Here is a 25806-nt window from a genome sequence, read left to right as displayed (position 1 = left end):
TTAACCCTCCATTAACAATAGTTCTGGATCGTTCAATAGACGTTTGATGTGATTCAATGCATGCTGTGCAGTTGCGCCATCGATCATCCGGTGGTCAAAGCTTAATGAAAGCGCAAGGACAGGCGCAGCTACGATCTCTCCATCCTTGACGACTGGTTTCTCTGCAATGCGGCCAATACCAAGGATTGCGACTTCCGGATGGTTGATGACAGGTGTGAACCATTGTCCGCCTGCGGATCCAATATTCGTGATCGTGCAGGATGCGCCCTTCATTTCATCCGGCGCAAGCTTGCCATCGCGGGCTTTTCCAGCAAGTTCGTTGATTTCGTTAGAAATCGAGAATACTGACTTACGGTCAGCATCCTTGACGACTGGGACAAGCAAGCCTTTTTCTGTGTCTGCTGCGATACCGATATTGTAATAGTGCTTATGGACGATTTCATTTGTTTCATCATCCAGCGAAGTGTTCAAAGCAGGGAATTCACGCAATGCGCTTGTCAAGGCTTTTACCACATAAGGCAGGAATGTAAGCTTGATACCCTTTTCTGCAGCAATTTCCTTGAACTTTTTGCGGTGGGCAACCAGCTTTGCTACATCCACTTCGTCCATCAGTGTAACGTGTGGAGCAGTGTGCTTGGAATTCACCATTGCTTTCGCAATCGCTTTTCTGATTCCGCTCATTTTTTCGCGTGTTTCCGGATATTGGCCCTGCGGAACCTGCTGGGAAGCTGCAGGTTTTGTGCCTTCCTGTTCCTTTGCAGTCTCTTGTTTCTGATCTTCCTGAGAAGCAGCAGCACCGCCTTTCAAGAAGCTTTCAATATCTTCTTTAAGTACACGGCCATTTTTGCCGGATCCAGCTACCTGGCGGATATCTACGCCTTTTTCACGAGCGAATTTGCGAACTGAAGGCATAGCTACTACCCGGCGGTTGGAATCGACTTCAACCTGGGCAGCAGAACCAGCGCCAGTCTGGCCTTCTTGTTCCGGAGCATCTGTTTCTTCTTTTTTAAGATCTTGGCCGGATTCCATGGTGGACTGGACCTGTGATTCAGTTTTCTCCTGCTCAGCAGGTGCATCTTCTTCACCCTTGAACTTCAGGTCTTCATAACCTGGTGCGTCGAAGGTTACGAGGACTTGTCCTACAGTAGCTACCGTACCTTCTTCTACTAAAATTTCTTCAACTGTACCAGCAACTGGTGAAGGAATCTCGACGACTGCTTTGTCGTTCTGTACTTCACAAAGCACATCATCTTCCTGTACCTTGTCGCCAGGTTTCACGAACCATTTGACGATTTCGCCTTCGTGAATGCCTTCACCGATGTCCGGCAATTTAAATTGGAATGCCAATGAACTCACCCTCCTAAGATTTCTCGATCTTGCTTGTTTTTTGCAGAATGATGGTTTTGTTTAGAATTCAAGAACTTTCTTTGCTGTTTCGATTACATCTTTATAGTTTGGCAGCCATACAGTTTCTGCCTGCGAAAAAGGATATACAGTATCTGGAGCAGCCACTCTCAACACTGGAGCTTCCAGGCTCAGGATTGCACGGTCGTTAATTTCCGCAACAATTTGCGAAGCGATGCCAGCCTGCTTTTGGGCTTCCTGGACAACCATCGCTCTTCCTGTTTTCTCAACTGAAGCAATGATTGTGTCAACGTCGAATGGCATAACAGTCCTTAAATCGATGACTTCAACAGAATGCCCTTCTTTTTCAAGCTCTTCTGCTGCCTTCAGGGATTCGTGTACCATTGCACCGTAAGTGATGATGGAAAGGTCTTTCCCTTCACGTTTTACCTCTGCTTTTCCTAATGGAATGGTGTATTCTTCTTCAGGCACTTCCTGGCGGAAAGAGCGGTAAAGCTTCATGTGCTCAAGGAAAATGACTGGATCATTATCACGAATGGAGGAAATCAGCAATCCTTTAGCATCATAAGGAGTGGAAGGAATGACTACCTTCAGCCCTGGCTGCTGCGCAACCATGCCTTCAAGACTATCCGCGTGCATTTCAGGCGTATGTACGCCTCCCCCGAATGGTGAGCGGATCGTGATTGGCGATGTGTAAGTCCCGCCGGAACGATAGCGCATACGGGCCATTTGTCCTGCAATGGAATCCATAACTTCAAATACGAATCCAAAGAACTGGATTTCCGGCACTGGGCGGTACCCTTGAAGGGCAAGGCCGATTGAAAGTCCTCCGATACCAGACTCGGCAAGTGGAGTATCGAATACACGCTCTTCCCCGAATTCTTTTTGCAGGCCTTCTGTCGCACGGAACACGCCGCCATTTACACCTACGTCTTCCCCAAATACTAGAACGTTAGGATCGTTCTTCAGCTCTGTGCGAAGAGCATCTGTTATTGCTTGGATCATTGTCATTTGAGCCATGGCTTACTTCGACTCCTTCTCTTTATAAATTTCGTACTGTTCTTTCAAGTAGTTTGGCATTTCTTCATACATGATTGACATCAAGTCTGTAACCTTCTGCTTCGGCGTATCATCAGCTTCCTTGATCGCCTTTTTGATGTCTTCTTTTGCACGTTCGATTGTTTCGTTCTCCATCTCTTCTGTCCATAGCTCTTTCTTTTCAAGGAACTTGCGGAAACGTACTAAAGGATCTTTCTTTTCCCATTCATTATCAAGGTCTGCTGTACGATAGCGAGTAGGATCATCGCCAGCCATAGTATGCGGGCCATAACGATAAGTCATGGTTTCGATCAATGTAGGACCCTCTCCGTTTATCGCGCGCTTGCGTGCTTCTAGCGTAACCGCATAAACTGCGAGAGCGTCCATTCCGTCTACTTGGATTCCAGGTATACCGGCAGCAACTGCTTTTTGAGCGATCGTTTTAGCGGCGGTTTGCTTTTCAACTGGAGTTGAAATCGCAAAACGGTTATTTTGGACAAAGAAAATAGCAGGAGCTTTGAACGCGCCAGCAAAGTTGATCCCTTCATAGAAATCTCCTTGGGATGAACCGCCATCTCCAGTGTAAGTGACCGCAACTGCCTTGGTTCCGCGCTTCTTCATGCCTAATGCAACGCCAGCAGCCTGAACGTATTGAGCACCGATGATGATTTGCGGAGATATGACATTGACTCCCTCAGGAATCTGATTTCCCTTGAAGTGTCCGCGGGAGAACAAGAAAGCTTGAGTAAGCGGCAGCCCGTGCCAGATCATTTGCGGCACATCACGATATCCAGGAAGAATGAAGTCCTCCTTTTCAAGTGCGAACTGTGAAGCCAACTGTGAAGCCTCTTGTCCAGCTGTGGGCGCATAGAATCCAAGACGTCCTTGACGGTTAAGCGAAATAGAACGCTGGTCAAGGATCCTGGTATAAACCATACGCTTCATTAATTCTTGCAGTTGTTCGTCCGAAAGCTCAGGCATAGCCGCTTCGTTCACGACTTCGCCTTCCTCGTTCAGAATTTGGAACATTTCATATTGGCTTTCGATTTTTTCGAGTTGCTTCATTGCATCAGCGGAATTGTTTTTAGTTTTAGATGCCATTCTGAGCCACCTCTTCCTTTCTCACTTCTTTAATTTAATTAATATACAAAGGTAGGTTACCCAAATGAAGGATAATCTTCCTTGGATTCTAAATACAGCATCGAGCGAATGTTGCTTTCATAATTTTTTTTGGAATAGACAAGACTATACTGGGATCAACCTTTTCGCAAAGCTTCTGCAAGATATTCCATTGCAGAGGCACCATTAATTAGTTTTCCACAGAATAGCCGCAAAAAAACTCCTATTTATGATTTTCAATCGCACTGATTCTGTATTAGTGGAAAAAACAAATAAAGTAATACAACCAAAGGCTACGATTTTTAGTATACAACTCCAAAATATCCCCGTCAAATAGTTAGATTCATCTTTTTATTTTTTATTCACTTTGTTTATATTGTTATCCTGTTTAAGTAACTGTATCAGTGAACATTAACAGACTGTACTATAATATAAAACTCTTAGCGAACTGTATTACATAATAGATTCTCGCCGAAAGACGGAAAAAGGTGTCTTTCCGTGGGAATCAGGAACTTTTCTTCTCTGCACGGATGCTGGACCATCACATAGAAGGTAAGGAAGTCCTCACTAACAAAAACAGAGCATGGATTTCTCCTGCAGGATTGTGATATCCTTTGCGGCCTGAGCCAATCTTTTCTAATTCCCCTATCCGCTATGTACTTTCTGCCCTTAATATTTCATATGCCATTTACTATCAACCAAAACTAAAAAGAGCCGCATAAATAATTGCCGCTCCCGCTAGTTGTTTCGCTTATTTTTGTTTTTCTTCCTTCACTTCGATTCCAGCTTCCTTATAAAAAGCCATCTTTTGTTTATTATACTGATCTGTTTTATTATTGAATTCCTTATTCTTCTCCAGCACTACCTCATAAACAGCATTGACCTTATTGATCTGTTCTTCAAGCTTCTCGAAGCTTAGCTCTTTATCCTTCAGCATTTCATAAAGCTCTTTATCGTATTGGATTCCTTTTTTGTAGTTCTCATACAGCCCATCATGGATTTCATATCTTTCTTCCATGGTTTTCTGCAGTTCCTTTGCCTGCTTTTTCAATGCTTGATCCTCAATATCCTCAATCAAGCCAGGCACATTCTCAAATTCTTTTGCCGAATCCCCAATGCTTTCTTTTTCCTTTTCAATATGCCCGCTTCTTTTGTCAGCAATGGCCAATGCTTCATCTGAGAGCTTGACAATCTGATCATATTCCTTCATTCCAAGCGAGATGATTTGTTCATAAATTTTCTTTTCCTCTTTTTCAAGCTTCACTAGCGGCTCCTGCTGTTCTTCAAAATCTTTTTCTATCGAAACAACCTTTTCGAGTTCTTCGAACATTTTTTCCTCAGGAGACTGTTTGCCAAGGCAACCGGCAAGGCTCAAAACACCAGCAAGCATGATGGATAATAAACTGATTTTTTTAAATACCGACAAAATCATAACCTCCTCACAGATACCAATTTTACTATAGCGATTGTGCCGTGATTTGACAATAGATATAGGAGCGGATAAGAGCATGTCCGAACAATAGAACTATATTCATTTCCTCCTCAGTTTATGACTTGGGCATAAGCCTATACCTTTTTTCCATTCCAGCATAGGCTATAGCAATCGACCCGAGAAAAAGCGGGCGAAAAAATATCAGAGGAGGGTTTCTTTATGTATGGTTTTGGTTATGGCTGCGGCTATGGATATCCAGCAGCAGGAATTGGTTACGGCAGGGGCTTTGCCTTAATTGTTGTTCTCTTCATTCTGTTGATCATTGTTGGCTGCGCTTGCTGGAAATTCTAAAGTTACAGGAGAAGGTGAAGCACACCTTCTCTTTTTTCGCTGTCCAAGCTCTCATTTGATAAAGTCATTAATGAGGTTCACGACTCGGAAAAAATGGACATTTTCTTGGGGTCCCTTTTCTGATTTCCATTTAACTTTTTATGGTTCTTTTGTTAGACTAAACATGTTAATACATAGTATCGTTTAATATGAGGTGAATGAAGATGTTGACGATAGATGACATTGTCCGGGATGGCCATCCAGCCCTCCGAAAAGTTGCGGAAGAAGTAAAAATGCCGCCGGCAGCTGAAGATAGGGCCACCCTGGAAAGCATGATGGAGTATGTAAAAAATAGCCAGGTCCCACAGCTGGCTGAAAAATACGGCCTGCGTCCAGGCATCGGGCTAGCAGCACCGCAAATAAATGTTACAAAAAGAATGATTGCCGTTCATGTGAATGATGAAAAAGGGAATATTGTCAGCCACGCATTATTCAATCCGAAGATCATCAGCCATTCTGTTGAAAAGTCCTACCTTGCTTCGGGCGAAGGCTGCCTGTCCGTGGATGAAGCCATTCCGGGATACGTTCCAAGATACGCACGGATAACGGTTAGGGCTGCGGACCTTGATGGCAAAGAAACCAAACTCAGGTTAAAAGGGCTTCCAGCCATCGTTTTTCAACATGAAATCGATCATTTGAACGGCATCATGTTCTATGATCATATCAACAAGCAGGACCCCTTTGCTGATATCCCAAATGCCAGCCAAATAGAAAGATAAGCCGGATCATTTCTGATCCGGCTTTTATTATAATTTGATGAACGACGAATTGAAGCCGTCTCTTTGCAGCGTTGTGGATCCTTTATTCCGCTTGAGGGATCACATTATTCAAGCTATGTTAAATACAACTGTTGATTTCCGTTCCGACCAGCAAGTATTCATCAACGGATCTTCAACATAGCCATCACTTTAAAAAAGCTCAACTCTTAGATTAGACCTAATTCCTTTAAACCATACCAAATTCCGTCCTCATCCACACCACGGGTTACAATATCTGCACACTGCTTCAGTTCGGGTACTGCATTCCCCATTGCGACTCCCGTTCCAGCTGCTTTAAGCATTTCAAAGTCATTCAATCCGTCCCCGAAAGCATAAACATTTTCAGGAGGGAAACCTAGTCTCTCCATCATCTTTTTGATGCCTTCAGCTTTTGAACCTCCTGCAGGCAGGATGTCGACGGAGTAGGGATGCCATCTGATAAAATGGAATTCAGGATAATTCCCCCTGTAATATTCTTCTTCTCCATCCTCGCAAAACAGCAGTGACTGATAAAGCTCCCTGTTTGCATAAAAACGTTCATCATGTTCCGGATGGGGAAATTTCAGGCTGCCGAGGCTCTCTTCAATATATTCATGATGCTTTACAGAAGCCTTCATCGTTTTTTGGTTCATGAAAACAATCGGATGTCCATTTTGTTTGGCTTCCGAATAAAGTTCCTCCAGTTTTTGTGAAGCCAGTGGGTTTTTATAGATTGGCTCTCCTTCGAATACGACATACTGTCCATTATAGCTGACAAATGAATCTATCCCGAGCTCTTTCCTAAGGCTTTCGAACATGAAGGGCGCCCTTCCTGTCGCAATCGCTATGAATACATCATTTTTCTTAAGCTTCTTTATGCCTTCGATTGCTGAGTCCGGCAAATTTTTGTCGTGGTCCAGCAAGGTTCCATCAATATCGAAAAATACAATCTTACTCATGTTATTTCTCCTTTTTTCCACTTATGTTTTTTCACGCTGAAGTCTTACTTTAACATACAGAAAACTTTGCACCCAGTCTATCAAATTGATTTTAGGCATATACATTGTAACCTCGCTTATGTCAATCGGGTGACAATTTGTGCCATTCCATGATTACCCATGAAAAATTCCTGAATTTCATCATATAATATAAGTAAAAAGAGAGGCTTCCCTAAAATTATCTTGGCTAAACTTTTCCTTGTCTACTTTACTTTGGACAAGGATAGTTTAAAATAAGAAGTAAGGAGATGATCCACTATGTTGAAGAAGCTAAGGAAGAAGCTCTTGAAACAGTGGAAAGATTTGCTTCGAAAAAAAACAATCGCTTAAACCTTTGAGCCCTTCAAACTTGCGAAGGGCTCCTTCCTTATTGTAAATTGGGTAATAGCGGAAAAATAGTGAATGGAACGGATCGCTAATTGATGAATAATTACAATGTCACCATTGTTAATTTTTTATAGGCTATGTTAAACCTCATTGCTGTAAACAGATAGCGAAACACTCCTGCAGAAGATCGGACGTCCTGAGCCTGCTGCAATGCGCCGGAGACACTTCTGTTCAGTCCGTAAATATGTATGGATGTTCGTTATTCAATAAATATGCAGTGTTATTTTGACAAAGCTATTTTTACAAAAGCAAAAATAAAGGAGAGAGATTTTCGATGATTTTTAAAGTTTACTATCAGGAATCCATCAAGCAAGTTCCTGTACGGGAGAAGACAAAAACATTTTATGTCGAAGCTGATTCTGAAAGGGAAGTTCGGTCAAAAATGGCAGATAGGCAATACAATGTGGAATACATTGAGCCTGTGGAGGGTAATTATTATGAATATGAAAAACAAAAAGAAGATTTTGAAGTATTGGAGATAAGATAATTTATGAAATTTGTAAAAAATGACCAAACAGCAGTTTTCGCCCTCGGTGGACTGGGCGAAATTGGAAAAAATACGTACGGTGTGCAGTTCCAGGATGAAATCATTTTGATCGATGCCGGCATCAAGTTCCCAGAGGATGAGCTACTGGGAATCGATTATGTGATTCCTGACTATTCCTACCTAGTAAAGAATGAAGACAAAATTAAAGGGCTGTTCGTCACTCATGGCCACGAGGACCATATCGGCGGCATTCCATATTTGCTCCGTGAAATCAACATTCCAATCTACGGAGGGAAGCTGGCCCTTGGCCTGATTCGTAACAAACTCGAGGAGCATGGCCTGCTTAGAAAGACAAAATTAATCGAAATCAAGGAAGATGACATCATTAAATTCCGCAAGACTTCCGTCACGTTCTTCAGGACGACTCACAGCATACCGGACTCTTATGGGATTGTGGTCAAGACTCCTCCAGGGCAAATCGTCCATACAGGAGATTTCAAGTTTGATTTCACTCCGGTAGGAGAGCCTGCGAACCTGACGAAAATGGCTGAAATCGGCAAGGAAGGTGTCCTTTGCCTCCTTTCGGACAGCACAAACGCTGAAGTACCTAACTTCACGATGTCGGAACGCCGGGTTGGCGATAGTATCCAGGATATTTTCCGCAAGGTTGATGGAAGAATCATTTTTGCTACCTTTGCTTCCAACATCCATCGATTGCAACAGGTAACAGAAGCTGCTGTCATGAATGGCAGAAAGCTTGCTGTTTTTGGACGAAGTATGGAATCAGCCATCAACATTGGACAAGAACTCGGCTATATCACGGCGCCGAAGGATACTTTCATTGAGGCTCAGCAAATCAATCGCCTGCCTGCAGATAAAGTGACCATTCTTTGTACAGGAAGCCAGGGAGAACCGATGGCTGCATTATCAAGGATCGCCAATGGCACACACCGCCAAATCCAGATCCAGCCGGGTGATACAGTTGTCTTTTCTTCCTCGCCGATTCCTGGCAACACGATCAGCGTCAACCGCACAATCAATATGCTTTCCCGTGCCGGAGCAGAAGTCATCCATGGCTCCCTGAATGATATCCATACTTCAGGGCACGGAGGCCAGGAGGAACAGAAGCTGATGCTTCGCCTGATGAAGCCAAGATTCTTCATGCCAATCCACGGTGAACACAGAATGCAAAAAATGCACTCGAAGTTAGCATTAGATTGTGGAGTACCTTTAGAAAATTGCTTTATCATGGATAACGGAGAGGTTCTTGCACTGGGGGAAAACGAAGCACAGGTTGCAGGAAAAATCCCTTCCGGCAATGTTTACATCGATGGCAGCGGTGTTGGCGATATCGGCAACATTGTCCTTCGCGACCGACGCATCCTTTCTGAAGAAGGTCTTGTTGTCGTCGTGGTCAGCATCAACATGAAAGATTTCAAGATTGCTGCTGGTCCCGACTTGATATCACGGGGATTTGTATACATGAGGGAATCGGGGGATCTGATCAACGATGCCCAAAGCTTAATCAGTAAACACCTGAATAAAGTGATGGAAAGAAAGACTACACAATGGTCAGAGATTAAAAATGAAATAACTGATACACTCGCTCCCTTCCTTTATGAAAAAACAAAACGCCGTCCAATGATCCTTCCGATCATCATGGAAGTTTAAATGTTACATGAAAACCGCTGCTTTCGCAGCGGTTTTATTATTGCCTGCATTGAGCAGTTCTCCTCTTTTGTTTCTCTCCTTTTTCCAGCCTTTAAACGGCAAGAACAAGAAAAGAAGCTGCCAATTCCTTAAACAGCGTCCAGCATGTTGAATTGCGCTTGAACGAGGTCATAGTATTCCCCCCGCAATTCCATTAGCTGCTGATGGTTTCCTCTTTCGATCAACAGGCCGTTCTCAAGTACGAATATGTGATCCGCTTCCCTGATGGTTGACAGCCTGTGGGCAATGATGATGGCTGTTCTCCCGTTAAGCAGCGTTTTTAATGCTGACTGAATTTTCAGCTCTGTTTCCGTATCGATGCTTGCAGTCGCTTCGTCCATGATCAGGATTTTGGGGTCTGCCAATAAAGCCCTGGCAAAGGATAGAAGCTGCCTCTCGCCGACTGACAGGATATTGCCGCGTTCCTCCACCTCTGTATCGTATCCTTTCGGCAGCTTTTCGATGAATTCTGCTGCTCCCACCGCCTCTGCTGCTTCCTTTACTTCTCTATCAGTGGCGTCTGGACGTCCAAAGCGGATGTTGTCATAAATCGTTCCTGAAAAAATGAAGGTATCCTGTAAAACGATACTGATCCGTTTCCTCAGGCTCTGGATTGATACACGCTTAAGATCATGACCATCGACAAAAACTATTCCAGAAGTCGGATCATAAAAGCGGCTGATCAAATTTGCGATTGTCGTCTTTCCTGACCCAGTATGGCCGACAAGCGCAACCGTCTGTCCCGCCTTTATTTGCAGGCTGATCCCTTTCAATGCGGTCCGTTTTTCATCATAGGAAAATACGACCCTATCGAAGGTTATTTCCCCTTTGATATCTTCAAGCTCCACTGCCGATTCGGCTTCGGAAACAATCGGCTTTTCATCAAGGAATTCAAAAATTCTCTCTGATGAAGCCATTCCCATCAAAAGCTGGTTATATACTTGGCCAAGCCTCGAGATCGGTTCCCAGAACATTCCTAAATAAAATGCAAAAGAAACGAAGATACCGATTGATATCGTCCCATGTTGGATCAGGCTGGCACCGTACCAAATCAGCACAGAAGTACCGAGCGCATTTGTCAGCTCGACCAGCGGCCTGAACATCGCATTCTTTTGTGAGGCAGATTTCCAGCTTTGGAAGGTTTCTTGATTCACGCCATCAAAAAACGCCATATTTTCTTTTTCCTGGGTAAATGACTGCGTTACCCTGATTCCCTGGATGCTTTCATTCAGGTGCGAATTCAGCTTCGATTGTTTCATCCGCACATCCTGCCATGAACGGCGGATCTTCTTCCTAAGCTTCGTTGAAATCAGGAACATGATTGGCAAAATCACCATGATTGCAAGGGTCAGCTGAGGGCTTAGAGAAAACAAGATGAAGAAAACCCCAATCAATAGGACCATATCCATCAGCAGATTGATGACACCATTTGTAAAAAGCTCCTGCAGCGAATTGATATCATTCATGATGCGGACAAGGATCGAACCAGCAGACCGTTGATCGAAAAATCGGTGTGACAGACCCTGGACATGGGCAAATAAATGCTTCCGTAAATCCAAGATGACATTCTGCCCTAATTGGTTCATCCAGCGGATCCTATACCTATTCGCAATGTATGAAGCCGTATAAAGCCCTGCGATAATGGCAACCAGTGTGATCAACATGTTTCCATCTTTTTGTTTGATCGCCTGGTCGAGGGTGTAAACCCCGATCAAAATAGGGATTGCAAGCCTGACTGCAGTCGTGATCAGCACCATCGTGATCGAGAGCGGTACTAGATTGTTTTTATATGGCAGCATATAACTGAACAATCTCAGCATTTGCTGCCAGTTAAAAGGCTTGTCAATGACCTGGTCAGTTGAATACTGGAATCGTTTCATCACCTTAGAGTCCATTCGTCTGCTCAATTTCTTCCCCCCCTGTGTTTTAAACTTCCTCTGACCTTGCGATGCTCATCCGGTATGTGTCGCGCTGTGGCGGTCCTTGAACTGTATGTCATGGATCTTTTGGTATGTTCCGCCATTTTTCAGGAGCTTCTCATGTGTTCCACGTTCAGCGATCCTTCCATTTTCAAGCACGAGGATTTCATTCGCATGTTTCAAGGAAGAAATCCGATGGGCTATGATAAAAGTCGTCCGGCCCTTCATGACTTCAAACAAAGCCTTCTGGATTTCAAATTCTGTCTCCATGTCAACCGCACTTGTTGCGTCGTCAAGTATAAGGATGCTAGGATTAACGCAAATTGCCCTGGCAATCGCGATTCTCTGCTTCTGCCCTCCTGAGAGGCCCATTCCCCTTTCTCCAAGCATGGTGTCATAGCCATCCGGCAGGCCCATGATGAAATCATGCGCCTGTGCCCGTTTAGCAGCATCCTTGATTTCTTCCATCGTCGCATCAGGCTTGCCGTAAGAAATGTTCGCTTTAATGGTCGACGAAAATAAAAAAGACTCCTGAAGGACAATACCAATATTGCTCCGAAGAGAGCGGAGAGAATACTCCTTGATATCCCGGCCATCAATCAGCACCTTTCCTCCTGCAGGTTCGTAAAATCTTGTCATCAACTGAGTGAGGCTTGTCTTTCCTGAGCCTGTTGATCCAATCAGGCCGATTGTCTGGCCTGGGCGTGCCCGGAAGCTTATATCATACAATGCCTCGTTCTCCTCTTCACCATAGCGAAGCGTCACATTTTTGAACGTGACGTCCCCATACAGCTTTTCGATTTCAAGTGCCCCTTCCCTTTCCTCGACTTCTTCTTCAGCTTCAAGGATCTCTAGCAACCTCTCCCCTGATGCTTTTGACTGGGAAAACAGGTTAATGACGAATCCCAGATTCATGATTGGCCACATGATATACCATACAAGGCTGTAGAAAGCTACAAGTTCCCCAGGCTGGATGGAACCCGCCATTACCAGATAACCTCCATATCCTAGGAGGAGCACAATGCTTACATTGCCCAGGTACTCCATCAAGGGGAAATACTTTGCCCATATCTCCGAAGTGAATAAATACTTATCCTTATAATCACCATTCGTTGCATTGAACCTGGCAATCTCGTAGTCTTCCCTTGATAAGGATTTTACAGTGTTGATACCGCTTATGTTCTCCTGTACCTTGGTATTCAATTTTCCGAAAGAACTCCTTATTCCCCTGAAGGCAGGATGAACCGCCTTGTCAAATTTATAGACGGCAATTGCAAGGAATGGCAAGGTGGCGAGTGTCACAAATGTGAGGGAAATAGAATAATAGAACATCACTGAAAAGCTGATGCCAATCAACAGGATAAAACGGATTAGTTCGGAAAAACCGAAGCTCAAGAAGAAGCGGAACCCTTCGACGTCAGCTGTCAGCCTAGACATAAGGTCGCCGGTTTTTGCGTTGTCATAGTATTTGAAGGATAAAAATTGCAGTTTTTCATAGAGTGAATTCCGGAGCCTGTATACTGAATGGATGCCAAACAAATCACCTGTATACTGATAGATATAGGTGCAAACGCCTTTTACAAGCATGAAGCCTACGAAACTTCCCACAAGCACAGGAATTAAATGATATTCCCCCCCGATTACCGCCCTGTCAATTGTTAGCTGGAGGATCATCGGGTAAGTGACTGTAGTCGCGGTCACGCCAAACATGAATATTATTGACCAGATAAAATACTTTTTATATGGCCAGTAGTATGCTTTTAATTTCTTGAATGTCTCCATCCAATCCCCTCCTTTGGAAATAAAAAGAAAAAGCACGTATACATAAATATATCGGCTTTCGAAATGTTTTTCCAGCATTTTTTATAATTATCTTTCTTTTTATTCTTGTCTAAATAATCAGAAATCAAATTCTAAAAAAAGGAGCCGGATCATTCACCGGCTCCTCTTGGTATTATTCTGCCTTTTCAATCTCGTCAAGTACGCGGTTAACCCGCTTTTCAAGCATCTTCATGCCGCTTCCGCCAGCCTGGAAGTGCCTTAGCTTCCCTTCTTTGTCAAAAACATAATAAGCAGGTACATATTGATTTTCAAAGGCATCGGTCAATTTATGCTCACTGTCAACGAAAATTGGCTGGGAGATGCTGAATTCATTGGCAACCTTCTTGATCTCCTCAACATTCAAATCATCTTCTGACCTTGGCATATGGACCGCGACGACATTTAATTTATCCTTGTATTGATCCCTGAATTCATTCACCTGCGGCATGGCCTCTTTACAAAGGTGGCAGCTGATTGACCAAAAGTGGATCAAAGTTGGCTTTTCCCCAACTAGCTGCTCTCTTGTTACCTCACCGTTCAGCCATTCAGTAGCACCTGTCAATTCAGGCATCGGTTCACGAAGTCTCATTTAGCATCCCTCTATTCTCATTTATTTTTGACTGTCTTAGACTTTCCTATTAATTCCCATCCGTTGTTTTTCTTGTTCCGGTTGATCGGGAAGTTCTTCGGGGGAATCGTCCGCGTGCGGGCTGCATTACAGTATGGTCTAATCCGCACATACACGGCAAGCAAAGTATGGTTTGGGCGGAGTCCCCAGTAATGCTTTGCACCTGAAAAAACATCGGATAGGTTCCTTATAATGGCAGAAAAAGACCTAACAGTTGTTAGGCCTTTTATAGGTTCCTTAGCGCAAAGTCAATGATTACAAAGTAGCTTGTCCTGGCTTCCAGTTTGCCGGGCATAGGCCGCCGGTCTGGAGCGCCTGAAGGACACGCAATGTCTCATCAACGTCACGGCCGATGTTGTTGTGGTTCACAACAGAATACATAAGCTCGCCTTCTGGATTTATGATGAACAAGCCGCGAAGAGCGACACCTTCTTCTTCGATTAAAACACCGTACTCACGGGAAACAACATGGTTGGTATCCGCTGCCAATGGATACTTTAAATCGCCCAGACCATTATCTTTACGGTCTGTCTTGATCCATGCAAGGTGTGTATGGATGGTATCAGTCGAAACCCCGATCACTTCTGTATCAAGATCTTCAAACTCTTCGTAGCGGTCAGACATAGCAGTGATTTCTGTTGGGCAAACGAATGTGAAGTCCATTGGATAGAAGAAAAGCACTGTCCATTTGTCATTTTTCATGATTTCTTCAAGGCTTACTTTCCCGAATTCCTTGTTAGCTAGTACTGCATCCATTTCGAAACGTGGCGCTTGCTTGCCTACCATACGTTCTGGCATGTAAAATCCCTCCATAAACATTTTATTATTTTTAGACGCCTTGGCGTCTCTTAACCCTATGATCCCAATATAACAGATCATTAGTTTATAGTCAATCCAAGATTATAATTATTTTAATTTAATAATCATTATAACCTTAAACGACTTTTCTTCACCTGAATGTTTTGCCCTATCGATGGGGAATTTAAACAGCAAACCATTAATTACAGACTATTTCAAAAAAACTTTTCCATATAATAGTTTAACATGTTTTCTTTTAAGGACAAAATGATAAGCCTAAAACCGGAACTTCAGCTGTTCACAGAGGCTGCCTGCTTTTAAAAGTGATATAATCACTCAGGAATTCGATCGCTTTACCGATAGCTTTTTCATCCGGATTCAATTTTGCATGGTGCAGGCCGTAACCAGAATCGACACCAAGCCAGAACATGAACCCGGGGATATCTTTAATCATATAGCCGAAATCCTCACCAGTCATTGCCTCCCTGCATTCAATGAGATTGATTTTCCCGTATGCTTTGGCAAAATCGATAAATTCCCTTGTAAGCGGCCCGTAATTGTATACCTGATGATACATTGCTCCATAGTCAATCGAGGTTTTGCACTGGTAGCCGAATTCGATGCCTTTTACCAGCGCTTCAATTCTTTCCTTAACCCTGGCCATCGATTCCACTGAAAGTGTCCTGATTGTCCCTTCAATCCTAGCAGTTTCGGCAATAATATTCTGGACGGTCCCTCCAGTGATTTTCCCGATCGTCACTACCGCGCTATCCAGCGGGTCGACATTTCTGGCTACAATGGACTGCAGCTGCGTAACAAGGGCACAAGCAGCGACAACCATGTCATTTGTCAGATGGGGGTACGCTGCATGGCCGCCTTTTCCCTCAAGGTCGACGAACAATTCGGACGTGTTGGCGAACAGCAACCCTTCTCTTGTGGCAATCGTGCCGACCGGATATTCAGGACCTATATGCAGGGCAATGATCATATCTGGCTTCCATTCCTTCATGATATCGGTATTCAGCATGGGCTCCGCACCCCCTGGGCCTTCTTCGGCTGGCTGGAATATGAATACCAGGTCATCATCTATTTCATGGTAGGCAAAGTGTTCAATTACTCCGAGGGCAATACTCATATGAAAATCATGTCCACATGCATGCATTTTCCCCTCATGGATCGATTTGAACTCAAGCCCCGTTGCTTCTGTAATTGGCAGCCCGTCGATATCCGCACGGTACCCAATCGTCTTGCGGGGATTTTTCCCGCTTATTTTTACGAATATACCAGTTTTCCATGTCCGGATATCAAGCCGGCCGCCTGGAAGATGACCCAGGAATTCAAGCAGGTAAGCCTGTGTTTTGTACTCCCTGAAGCCAAGTTCCGGGATTTTATGCAGGTCTCTTCTTGCCCTTATGATTTTTTCATGCCCCATCATCATCTCTCCCCTATAAAGAAAGCGCGGATTCCAGGTCCACGCTTTCTCTCTGTTATAGCTGGCGAAGCTCTTGCTTGATTTCAGTCTTCGACTTTGTCTTTTCATCGATTTGTTTGATGACGCGTGCCGGTGTACCAGCAACAACAGTATATGGAGGCACATCATCGATAACGATTGCCCCAGCAGCAACGACTGACCCCTTGCCGATTGTCACACCCTCAAGAACAACCGCGTTCGCGCCGATTACTACTTCATCCTCAACCATTACCGGTTTTGCTGAAGGAGGTTCAATTACACCCGCTAGCACAGCGCCTGCGCCAATATGGCAATTCTTGCCGACTGTCGCACGGCCGCCAAGGACTACATTCATGTCGATCATTGTGCCTTCCCCTATGACAGCTCCGATATTGATCGAAGCCCCCATCATGATGACCGCGTTGTCACCGATTTCGACCTGATCCCTGATGATTGCACCCGGTTCAATGCGAGCTTTGACGCTCTTCAAATCCAACAGCGGGATCGCTGAATTCCTTCGGTCATTTTCGATTGAGTAATCTTCAATCCTGTCTTTGTTCGCTTCGAGGACTTGACTGATTTCAGCCCATTCCCCAAATACGACACCAGCCTTCCCGCTAATGAATGATTGTGACCCTTCGCCAAAGTCCACGCCTTCAAGATCCCCTTTTACGTATACCTTTACAGGTGTTGCTTTTTTGCTGTTCTGGATAAAAGATATGATTTCATTGGCATCCATCATTTTCATTTTATGACCTCCAATAATATGTATTATAGCCAGGCTCCATCCCATCGGCAGAGCCATGAGGCGGCCAGTCAGGAATCGAAGAGATTCATGGAAGGCCTATGCTAAAAATTACTTTAACAAATTAAAGTTTTTAGTACAAGGAAAACTATTCTTCCAGTTTGCCTGTTTCCTCGATATGCTCCTTGACAATCTCGATGAATGCCTGAACCTGCTTCAACTGGAAGGCGGATTCATACCCAAGGAGCCATGTATCCCGTTTTAAAGGTTTCTCATTCTCATCCAGCAAAGGGATTTTGAAAATATCCTTTTCAGCACCATTCAAAGTGATGGCAGGCAAGATTGCATAACCAATCCCATTGAATGTCATTTGCTTGCATGTCTCGATTTGATCGACAATGATAGTCCTCCTCGGGGCAGTCTGGAATTGTCTCAGCCACCAATCCTGGATTTCCTGATAATAATTGGAATCGCTCTTGAATTGGATGAACGGCCGATCCGTCTCCAGCACTTGTTCAGGACTCGTGATTTCTGTATCGACGAGGTACAGGCTATCCTTGAACAAATGGATTTTGACGCCCTTCCAATCCGGAGTGCCTCTTATGATGCCGATATGCGCCTGATCTTCGTACAAGGCTCTTGAAATCTCGCTGCTCCACCCGGTCACTAACGAAATTTTCGCCTGAGGATATCGGTTTACATATTTTTTAAGCACCTTTGGAAGCCAGTTTTGGCCCACGATCGATGCCACGGCAATTTTCAAAGTACCGTACACTTCTGAATTCAATGCCTGGATGGACTCCCTCGTCTTTTCCTCCCTCCTGATCGTTTCATTTACGAATTGGATCACAACTTCGCCGGCTGGCGTTAGCGTCAGACCTTTTTGCGACCTGAGGAAAAGCTTCACCCCCCAATCTTTCTCAATCGTCTGGAGCCTTTGGGAGAGCGCTGGCTGGGAGACGAACAGCCTTTCAGCGGCCTTGCGCATGTTCATCTCCTGGGCTAGCACGGATAGAAGATGAAATTCTGAAATGGATGACATTATTCTAACCCTCTTGATAAGTTTTAGTTATATTATATCCAATTAGCCAACATATTTCATTATGGCTAATCAAGAAGATGATTGGGCCTTCCCTTCGCGTTTAGGCAGGAACAGTATGAACAGCAGGCTGATTAGCGAAAAGATCAAGACAACGATATATACGGAATGGAGCGCATTCGTTAAGGCATCCTGAAGGAGTGTCTTCATTCCTGCAGACAGGTCCATCCTCTCTGACTCGTTTAAAAGAACATTCGCTGCATCGATCGATAATTCTTCGCCGCCGGTCCCTTTCGCTTTCATATAGCGGAGGATGCTGCTGTTAAGGATTCCTCCCAGAAGTGCTGCACCCACTGTATTGCCAAGGTTTCGCATGAACATGTTGGATGCAGTAGCCACCCCTCTTTGTTGCCAGCCAACAGTGCTCTGGATGGAAACAATGAAGGCGGTGCTCGTCAACCCCATCCCAACTCCGACGAAGAATGAACCAAGGGCAGCCCAAACAGGTCCTGCTTCAGGGGTGAGGGTAACAAACAGGATGCTTCCAAGGATCAGCGCCCCTCCACCAATAATAGAAGTGGTGCGGTAACCAATCTTTAATAATAGACTTCCAGAAATGGTAGATGCAATCGGCCAGCCAATCGACATGGCGGTCAGGGTAAAGCCAGCTACCATCGGTGAGCGTTCCATGACGCCTTGCACAAAAGCAGGAAGGAAGCTGGAAATCCCAATCAGCATCACACCGGTTGTCATCGAAGTCATATTCGCGATGAATATGGAGCGTTCACTCCAGATATTGAAAGGCATGATTGGTTCTGCAGCTCGTTTTTCCTGGAAATAGAACAAAATGAACCCTAGGACGCTTATCGCAAGAAGACCAATCGTTTTCCCGGAAGACCAGGACCAGTTCACACCGCCTTCCACGAGGACGACCATCAAGGAACTGATAGAAAGAGTCAGCAGGACCGCTCCTGGAAAATCAATCTTGTGTTTCTTTTTGTCAACGCGTTCGTGGAGGAATAGCCAAAGGCCTGCGACAGCAAGGAAGCCAAGCGGAACATTGATCCAGAAAACATATCTCCAGCTTACATATTCGACCAGCAGGCCGCCGAGTGCCGGACCGGTAATCGCAGAGATTCCCCAAACACTGGCTAAATACCCCTGTACCTTTGCCCTTTCTTCTTTTGTATAGATATCCCCTACAATCGTCGAAGCGATCGGCATAACGGCCCCTGCGCCGAATCCCTGGATAAACCTGAATAAAACCAGCATCTCCATATTTTCTGCAAACCCGCACAAAATAGAGCCAATCAGGAATACGATGATACCAAAAGTAAGAATGGGCTTTCTGCCAAACAAATCAGATAACTTCCCATAGATGAGTACCGTTACGGCATTCATCAACAAATAAGCTGAAAACACCCAGCTATATAAAGAGAAACCACCTAGATCGCCGACAATCGCCGGCATAGCAGTAGAAACAATCGTTGCTTCAATTGCACCCATGAATGTTGCCAGCATAACAGTTGCCAGCACAAGAGGACGTTTCGTAACCCGTTTATGCCCGCTTTGTTTTTGATTTGCCGCGTGTCCCATATATTCACCTCTTGCAGTATGAAAAAATTCAGCCCCCATTTTTGGGAGCTGTTTGATTTCATTTTTTATTATGCCTTCTTACTTGTTTGGCCAGTTGAAGCAAAACTGTCCTTCTTGTAAGGATTCCCTCGAAAATTCCTGATTCATCTTCAATGCATAGGAATGGATGATCCACTAGCAGATCCAATGATGATTGAATTGTTGAGCTGGTTGTGATTCTAGGAATTTTCTTATTCATCGCTTCTTCAACCCGTTTTTTTTCAAGCTGTTCAAATTCAATCCGCTCAAGGCCAAGAATCGAGTCCATGATAATCGGGGTACTGATCAGGCCATGCAAACGGTAATGTGGGTCCAGTACAGGTATTGCCGTATAACCACTCTTCGTCAAAACAAGCAAGGCGTGCTCCAGACTGTTCCCGACCTGCACATGGGCGACACGTTCCGATGGGATCATCAAATCCCTAATGGTAATTTCTAAAAATTCTCCGCTGTGAAGACTAATCATTGCGAAAACTCCCTAAAATGGATTTATTACGATTCCATTTTAACATAATTGGCAATGAGGCGCCTTGAATTCGTTTCCAATTTCCGATGTAGCAAAAAAGGAACCAAAAAGGTTCCCGGGCATTATTGGATCAAATCAAATATCTCGATTGTGATCATATCGATATTATCGAATTGATACTTTTTTGGCTTTTCTTTGTCATTGTATACTTCCAATTCATATGTTTCTGTTTTTGGATGGTATGTAACCTGGCATTTACGCTCTCCATTCACTTCAAAAAAGCGCTGCGCAGGCTCTCCTCCATTAGACTGCTCTTGCAGATTCTTTAAACGGGTGATAATTCCTTGAAGCTGTGACATTGCTCCCTCTCCTTTCAAAGCAAAAAACCAATGATTGACAATAGGTTTCTCATTTGGCCAATTTATATCCATGTAAACAAATTTCTGAATATTCAACTAATAATTCTTTACATGTCAATATTAACAGAATAAAATATTGTTTGGAGATGTACAAGTAAAAGCTTTGTTAAAAGGAGTGTTTTTTTTTTGAAAAAACCTGTGAAGCTTTCTGAAAAAGTCTTCCTGATTGACGATTTTGATTTAAAATTGCCTGAACGAACTGGTACGTATGTGCTGTTTGAAGAGAAAATCACCCTTGTTGAAACATCGGCCAGCCCATCCATTCCATACATATTGGATGGCCTGGATTCCCTAGCCATCTCCCCAGAGGATGTCGAATACATCATCGTGACGCATATCCACCTGGATCATGCCGGAGGAGCAGGGCTGATACTGGAGTACTGCCCAAACGCTAAGATCGTTGTCCATCCTAAAGGGGCAAGGCATCTAGCAAACCCTTCAAGGCTGATACAAGGCGCGAGGGCGGTGTATGGGGATAAATTCGACGAGTTATTCAAACCAATCATCCCTGTCCCTGAAGAGAAAATCATGATCAAGGAAGATGGTGACATATTGACCATCGGAGAGAACACAACCTTGCAATTCCTCGATACACCCGGTCATGCCAACCATCATTTCAGCGTATATCACCCACCCACGAAGGGCATTTTCACTGGTGATACTGCTGGCATTTTTTATCCTCAGTTATACAGGCAGGGAATCGAGTTTTATTTGCCGACTACATCCCCGAATCAATTCGACCCCGGGGAGATGATGGGTTCGATTTCACGCTTCAAGCATCTAGGCATCGAGAGGATTTATTTCGGCCATTATGGTATGTCAGAAAATCCCGTTGAAGCCTTCAGTCAGGTGGAGAACTGGCTTCGTACCTTCCTGGTTGAGGCGGAGTCCGTCATCAAAAGTCAGACCGACAGAGCGGATCAAGCAGGAACGATTGCCGGGAGGCTGTATGATAAGATTAAGCTGCAATTAATCGAGAAGGGGATAAAAGAGGATGACCCTATTTTCGAATTGCTCCAGCTCGATGTGAACGTGAGCGCAATGGGGCTTGCAGATTACTTTCGAAAGCAACAGGAGGGAACCACCAAATGAAAGAAATCATCGTATATACGCAAAATGAATGTCCGCCTTGCCAGATTGTAAAAATGTTCCTTGCAGTATGGATTTTCTTATTCGGAAAAAAATATCGACCTTGACAGCCAGAGCAAAAGGGACCTGACAGAAATATATGGTTCTTACTCCACACCAACCATCATTATTGATGAAGAGATCATAGCAGGCTTTGATCTTGAGAAGCTTAAACGCGCTTTGGGCATTGACCAATAAGAAAAATGAGCCGAGGCGTAAGTCCTTTTCTGATTAACCATATGGTTGAGGGGATTCAGTGCCAGGTATGCGATAATTAATGGGGGTACTTCATCCGCAACGAAAAAAGGTGCCTTGAAGCACCTTTTAGCGAAATGATTGTTTGAATTGATGAAACTGTCCCAGGCGCCCGTACGTTTGAAATCCTTTGCATCTGCGCGCTGGCTCCTAGTTGTTTTTTACATGAATCCAAAAAGAATCGTTTTATTTTCGTTTCCGAATGTTACATCGAATCCTGCAAATGATTGCATTAAGCCAAACGATGGGCCAAACACAATGGTTTGCGGGATGAATGCCTTTCCTTGCTGCGCTGCGGAGCTTTTTTGCCCCTCGGCCTTTTCAGGATATGCTTTGTTGATTACTTCTTTAGGTATGTCATTGTACAGATACTGTGCCACTTTCCATTTTCCTTGGTCCTTTATCAATTTCAGCCCTTCGTAATGGCTTTCATAACCTACAGGTCCTTCTGTGTTCCCAGGGAAATACTCAACAACATAAATTTCTTTCCCTTTGGCAACTACTTTTGTTTTATCAGAAAATCCATAATAAGGAATATAGTATGGAGCGAAATCCGTTCCGTAAGTTTGATACTTGCCTTCCTGCCCCACGACATTTTCCTTGATGAACAGTTTTTTGTATTCATTTGTAAAATAAGGCTCCAGCACAGCTTCTACCTCGGCCATTGTCCTTTCCTGTTCACTAAGGCTGACCTGGGCTTGGAAGGCTCCTTCAAGGAGCTCGAATACCTGATCCCTTTCATTTAGGTTTGATTGCGCATTCACAGTGAATGGCATGACTAATATGAGCAGTGAGAAAAATAACGTGGATAGCCATGATTGCTTGTCCATTTTCCTCCCCCTTTTCGACTAATAATCACTATTTTACCAAGACTTTCCCTGAACTTAACGGAAAACCGTTCGAAAAATTCCACCAGCGAATGACATGATGTTCCACTTTATATTTAAATTTACCCGTAAAAGAATCGAATTAACGTAGAAAACGCAATAATTGTAAATTCAATTGGCATAATTTCAATATCCTTCCATTATTTCCGACAAAAAAATAACCTCCAAAATGGAGGTCAATACCTTGCAGTTGTCACCGCGAAATAGACAATAAATAATAAAGCAATTGAAATGACAATGATGTAAGTGAGAAAAACCGGATTTCGGATATACGCATGCTCCTTGACTTCAGCAGGGATGCTGGAATCTAAATTGCTGGTTCTCTTCTTTTGTTCCTTTGCGATTGACCAGGTGTAAAAAAGTGAGATGACCACTACTCCTGCGCCTAGAATAAGAAGCATTGACATATAGGTGCCCATTTTGATCCCCCTTTGTTAGAAGGCTGTTTTTATATAAACTGCACTTAATGCAACATCCTATACTTTCAATCGCCTGTTAAAATAATCCTTCTTTTTTATAGAGGTAAGAGGAGCATAAATCTACAAACAGGTACCGATCGTCACTAAGCGGCAGTGAAAAAGTCCTGATCATTTCTCCAGTTTCTATATCACTGTAGCGATCCGATATAATGCCTTTTTTTCCGACTCTCATCCTGATGATATTCTCCAGGAAATATGGACGCCAGCTCCAGTTCTTTTCCTCGTATTCGGGCTGAAGAATCCAATCTTCTTTCTCCTTGAAAATATTGGCGGATTTCTGGAAACCATCCTCATCACAGATGTACATCCTGAATGCCATCTCTTCCAAGGGCTTGGCCAATGCCATCAAGAATTCATTTTCATCCTGCTGTTTTTTTATTTTTCCCACGATGTCCGATATGAAAGTATTCAACTCCTGCTTCAAATCAAAAAATGACTGCAGTCGTTTCTTTTCGGAAAGGATAAAACCATGGCATTCCTTTTTGAACCTTTCTTTCAGGATGTTCTTATCCAGGAATACTTCACCAGGCTTATGCAAATAAAACCCTTGATAATAGCGCCCGCCATTTTTCCAGGCAAACTGAAGCTGGAAAGGTGTTTCAATACGTTCAAATAACAGGGTTGCTCCGATTTTCCTTGCGAGGATCGACATGGAGTGCAAAATATCAAGGTAGGCAGTACCAGTTGAATTCGTCCTCATGAATGACATATCGATCTTGAGGATTTCCGGAGAAAGCCTGACAATCTGTTCAGCCTGGTTGCTGGCATTTCCTGCGGTGTCGACGGCAAGTTTTATCCCGTAGGATTTGAAATACTGGATTAAATGTTCAAAACTGCCATTTTCCGTTTCGGATTTCCATTCAGAAATTTCAAGGACGATCTGTTCAGGCTGCAAGCCTCTTTCTTTATACCGAAGGATGTGCTGGATAAATTGCTCCCCATTATCTAACATGAGCAGCTCAAGATCACGATTAACAAACCAAAGAAGCTCCTGATCATTAAGCTGGGCCGCCTTCTCAAGGGCTTTATCAAGGACAGCCTGGTCAACTTCCATCCTGAATTCCTCGGGTATTTGTTCATCCTTGAAAAACGGTCCTAAACTAAAGACTTCATTTCCTTTCCTGTATCTTCCCAAAATTTCATATCCAATGATCTTATGTTCTTCCGCATTGAAAATGGGCTGGAAATGTGGACTTACATGATCCAGGTCAGCCAAAATGTCCAGTGCGTCCATCAAAATCGTCCCCCTTCGCAATCATCGCTAAATGTGCTCCTGTATTCATTAACAATGATTTTATCATATGTCGGCATTATCTCGGGAATCCTTTTTCCATTTTCCTCATGATATAAAATCGATCCGAAAACAGAAACTAAGACTAGAGCTTAATGGAAGGATGATGACATGAAAGCATGGCATTTCATTGGCATTCTTCTTCCATTGCTCGGATGCAGCCATGGCACGCCCGCCGACAATGCAGCGCAGACACAACAGGCAGATACAAAACCGACAGCCCGGATCCATCAATCAGCACAACACACAGATAAAAAGGATGCCGTCAAGCCCATTGGCAAGAAAATCCTTTTGGATGTACCGTTGATCAGGCAAAATCCAGAGTTGAAATATGGCTGTGAAGTAACCAGCCTGGCAATGGTATTGAACTATGCCGGAGCCACCACAGATAAAATGAAGCTCTACAAGGAAATCAAGAAAGATGAAGATCCGTTAAGGAGATCCCCACAAGGAGATATACTCAGCTGGGGCGACCCAACGGATGGATTTGTAGGGGACATGACTGGAAAACAACCAGGTTACGCTGTCTTCGATCAGCCGATGATTGAACTGATCGACCAATACCTTCCTGGAAGAGCAGTGAACTTAACTGGCAAGGATTTCAATGAAATTCTTGTACATGTGTCCAAGGGATTTCCAGTCGTCATTTGGACAACCGGGGATTACAGGCTGCCTGACCGTCCTGAGTCATGGACGCATGGAAAGGAAGTCATAAAATCACCACTTGACTTGCACGTTGTTGTTCTAGTGGGTCATGAGGACAACAAAGTATTCGTGAATGACCCTTTATCAGGGAAGAAACAAGTCGGAGTGAACAAGCAGCAATTCATCCAAACGTGGAAAGTAATGCAATCAAGAGCAGTTAGCTATAGATAGACCTTTTACCAGGATGGGGGCGTTTCTGCCCCCATCTGCCATCAATAGAATCGCAAAGGGCTTCAATTGCCTTTGCATTGTGGGCAATTAACATTTCCCCATTGGAATGCTATCTTCCCTAGTCCAAAAATGTCAAAAATCAATTCCACCTCCCAGCTTTTGTACTTTCATGCTTATTTCTCCATCAATTTGCCTCCCTTTCCTCCCTTCTCCTTCACGAATGGATGGACCATACATTTGATCCTGCGACTCCTTCTTGAGCTTCCCTAAAATGGCACTTCTATTTTCACTCTTTGTTTGCTAGTAT

Annotated in this window: 24 protein-coding genes; 6 read left to right on the top strand and 18 right to left on the bottom strand. The window is 43.9% G+C overall.

Annotation, left to right across the window (positions count from 1 at the left end; all coding sequences use genetic code 11):
- The 4 genes from JJQ88_RS12990 to JJQ88_RS12975 all read right to left on the bottom strand — a co-directional run bounded on the left by JJQ88_RS12990 (window position 1) and on the right by JJQ88_RS12975 (window position 4954).
- On the bottom strand, window positions 1–1347 hold the full coding sequence (locus JJQ88_RS12990; protein WP_210366394.1) for a dihydrolipoamide acetyltransferase family protein: 1347 nt from the start codon (window positions 1345–1347) through the stop codon (window positions 1–3).
- 60 nt (window positions 1348–1407) lie between these two features.
- Entirely contained in the window at window positions 1408–2385 is a 978-nt protein-coding gene (locus tag JJQ88_RS12985) for an alpha-ketoacid dehydrogenase subunit beta (protein WP_210366392.1), read from the bottom strand.
- 3 nt (window positions 2386–2388) lie between these two features.
- On the bottom strand, window positions 2389–3504 hold the full coding sequence (pdhA, locus tag JJQ88_RS12980) for a pyruvate dehydrogenase (acetyl-transferring) E1 component subunit alpha (protein WP_210366390.1): 1116 nt from the start codon (window positions 3502–3504) through the stop codon (window positions 2389–2391).
- 769 nt (window positions 3505–4273) lie between these two features.
- Window positions 4274–4954, bottom strand: a complete 681-nt coding sequence (locus JJQ88_RS12975; protein ID WP_210366388.1) for a YkyA family protein — start codon at window positions 4952–4954, stop codon at window positions 4274–4276.
- Between the two features lie 219 nt (window positions 4955–5173).
- On the opposite strand from JJQ88_RS12975, the gene JJQ88_RS12970 reads away from it, so the two are divergent.
- Both JJQ88_RS12970 and def read left to right on the top strand, forming a co-directional pair.
- Window positions 5174–5305, top strand: a complete 132-nt coding sequence (locus JJQ88_RS12970; protein ID WP_210366386.1) for a YjcZ family sporulation protein — start codon at window positions 5174–5176, stop codon at window positions 5303–5305.
- Between the two features lie 203 nt (window positions 5306–5508).
- Window positions 5509–6063: a peptide deformylase gene (gene def / locus JJQ88_RS12965; protein ID WP_210366384.1), complete on the top strand. Its 555-nt coding sequence runs from the start codon at window positions 5509–5511 to the stop codon at window positions 6061–6063.
- A gap of 206 nt (window positions 6064–6269) precedes the next feature.
- Here def and JJQ88_RS12960 read toward each other — a convergent pair whose 3' ends face one another.
- The gene (locus JJQ88_RS12960) at window positions 6270–7040 is read right to left on the bottom strand and encodes a Cof-type HAD-IIB family hydrolase (protein ID WP_210366382.1); all 771 of its coding nucleotides are present in this window, start codon (window positions 7038–7040) and stop codon (window positions 6270–6272) included.
- 700 nt (window positions 7041–7740) lie between these two features.
- Here JJQ88_RS12960 and JJQ88_RS12955 point away from each other — a divergent pair.
- On the top strand, window positions 7741–7953 hold the full coding sequence (locus tag JJQ88_RS12955) for a DNA-dependent RNA polymerase subunit epsilon (protein ID WP_210366380.1): 213 nt from the start codon (window positions 7741–7743) through the stop codon (window positions 7951–7953).
- Between the two features lie 3 nt (window positions 7954–7956).
- Complete coding sequence (gene rnjA, locus JJQ88_RS12950; RefSeq protein WP_210366378.1) at window positions 7957–9624, top strand: ribonuclease J1; 1668 nt, start codon at window positions 7957–7959, stop codon at window positions 9622–9624.
- A gap of 128 nt (window positions 9625–9752) precedes the next feature.
- On the opposite strand, the gene JJQ88_RS12945 is transcribed toward rnjA, so the two are convergent.
- The 10 genes from JJQ88_RS12945 to JJQ88_RS12900 form a co-directional block, all read right to left on the bottom strand.
- Window positions 9753–11558: an ABC transporter ATP-binding protein gene (locus tag JJQ88_RS12945; RefSeq protein WP_210366441.1), complete on the bottom strand. Its 1806-nt coding sequence runs from the start codon at window positions 11556–11558 to the stop codon at window positions 9753–9755.
- A gap of 57 nt (window positions 11559–11615) precedes the next feature.
- Complete coding sequence (locus JJQ88_RS12940) at window positions 11616–13364, bottom strand: ABC transporter ATP-binding protein (RefSeq protein WP_210366376.1); 1749 nt, start codon at window positions 13362–13364, stop codon at window positions 11616–11618.
- Window positions 13365–13536: 172 nt separating this feature from the next.
- Window positions 13537–13992 (bottom strand): TlpA family protein disulfide reductase, encoded by a 456-nt coding sequence (locus JJQ88_RS12935; protein WP_210366374.1) that lies wholly within the window; start codon window positions 13990–13992, stop codon window positions 13537–13539.
- 294 nt (window positions 13993–14286) lie between these two features.
- Entirely contained in the window at window positions 14287–14829 is a 543-nt protein-coding gene (locus JJQ88_RS12930) for a peroxiredoxin (protein WP_210366372.1), read from the bottom strand.
- 298 nt (window positions 14830–15127) lie between these two features.
- The gene (locus tag JJQ88_RS12925; RefSeq protein WP_210366369.1) at window positions 15128–16261 is read right to left on the bottom strand and encodes an N-acetyldiaminopimelate deacetylase; all 1134 of its coding nucleotides are present in this window, start codon (window positions 16259–16261) and stop codon (window positions 15128–15130) included.
- Between the two features lie 55 nt (window positions 16262–16316).
- Entirely contained in the window at window positions 16317–17027 is a 711-nt protein-coding gene (dapD, locus tag JJQ88_RS12920; RefSeq protein WP_210366367.1) for a 2,3,4,5-tetrahydropyridine-2,6-dicarboxylate N-acetyltransferase, read from the bottom strand.
- A gap of 145 nt (window positions 17028–17172) precedes the next feature.
- The gene (locus JJQ88_RS12915; protein WP_210366365.1) at window positions 17173–18066 is read right to left on the bottom strand and encodes a LysR family transcriptional regulator; all 894 of its coding nucleotides are present in this window, start codon (window positions 18064–18066) and stop codon (window positions 17173–17175) included.
- Between the two features lie 69 nt (window positions 18067–18135).
- The gene (locus JJQ88_RS12910; RefSeq protein ID WP_210366363.1) at window positions 18136–19659 is read right to left on the bottom strand and encodes an MDR family MFS transporter; all 1524 of its coding nucleotides are present in this window, start codon (window positions 19657–19659) and stop codon (window positions 18136–18138) included.
- A 58-nt stretch (window positions 19660–19717) separates the two neighbouring features.
- The gene (cbpB, locus tag JJQ88_RS12905; RefSeq protein ID WP_210366361.1) at window positions 19718–20164 is read right to left on the bottom strand and encodes a cyclic-di-AMP-binding protein CbpB; all 447 of its coding nucleotides are present in this window, start codon (window positions 20162–20164) and stop codon (window positions 19718–19720) included.
- A gap of 122 nt (window positions 20165–20286) precedes the next feature.
- Window positions 20287–20523, bottom strand: a complete 237-nt coding sequence (locus JJQ88_RS12900) for a YkuJ family protein (protein ID WP_210366353.1) — start codon at window positions 20521–20523, stop codon at window positions 20287–20289.
- Window positions 20524–20709: 186 nt separating this feature from the next.
- On the opposite strand from JJQ88_RS12900, the gene JJQ88_RS12895 reads away from it, so the two are divergent.
- Window positions 20710–21675 (top strand): MBL fold metallo-hydrolase, encoded by a 966-nt coding sequence (locus JJQ88_RS12895; protein WP_210366351.1) that lies wholly within the window; start codon window positions 20710–20712, stop codon window positions 21673–21675.
- A 452-nt stretch (window positions 21676–22127) separates the two neighbouring features.
- Here the strand turns inward: JJQ88_RS12895 and JJQ88_RS12885 are convergent, their stop codons facing one another.
- The 3 genes from JJQ88_RS12885 to JJQ88_RS12875 all read right to left on the bottom strand — a co-directional run bounded on the left by JJQ88_RS12885 (window position 22128) and on the right by JJQ88_RS12875 (window position 24566).
- Window positions 22128–22796 (bottom strand): DUF3993 domain-containing protein, encoded by a 669-nt coding sequence (locus JJQ88_RS12885; RefSeq protein ID WP_210366349.1) that lies wholly within the window; start codon window positions 22794–22796, stop codon window positions 22128–22130.
- Between the two features lie 233 nt (window positions 22797–23029).
- Window positions 23030–23272: a hypothetical protein gene (locus JJQ88_RS12880; RefSeq protein WP_210366347.1), complete on the bottom strand. Its 243-nt coding sequence runs from the start codon at window positions 23270–23272 to the stop codon at window positions 23030–23032.
- A gap of 76 nt (window positions 23273–23348) precedes the next feature.
- Entirely contained in the window at window positions 23349–24566 is a 1218-nt protein-coding gene (locus tag JJQ88_RS12875; protein ID WP_210366345.1) for an EAL domain-containing protein, read from the bottom strand.
- 168 nt (window positions 24567–24734) lie between these two features.
- Between JJQ88_RS12875 and JJQ88_RS12870 the strand changes: the two genes are divergently transcribed.
- A complete protein-coding gene (locus JJQ88_RS12870) occupies window positions 24735–25499 on the top strand; it encodes a C39 family peptidase (RefSeq protein ID WP_210366343.1) in 765 nt (254 codons plus the stop codon).
- Window positions 25500–25806 lie beyond the last annotated feature (307 nt).

The sequence above is a fragment of the Bacillus sp. REN3 genome (assembly GCF_017912555.1).
In the GTDB taxonomy this organism is placed as follows: domain Bacteria; phylum Bacillota; class Bacilli; order Bacillales; family Cytobacillaceae; genus Mesobacillus.
The sequence above is the reverse complement of the archived record's forward strand: the minus strand, read 5'-3'. Positions and strand labels throughout refer to the sequence as shown.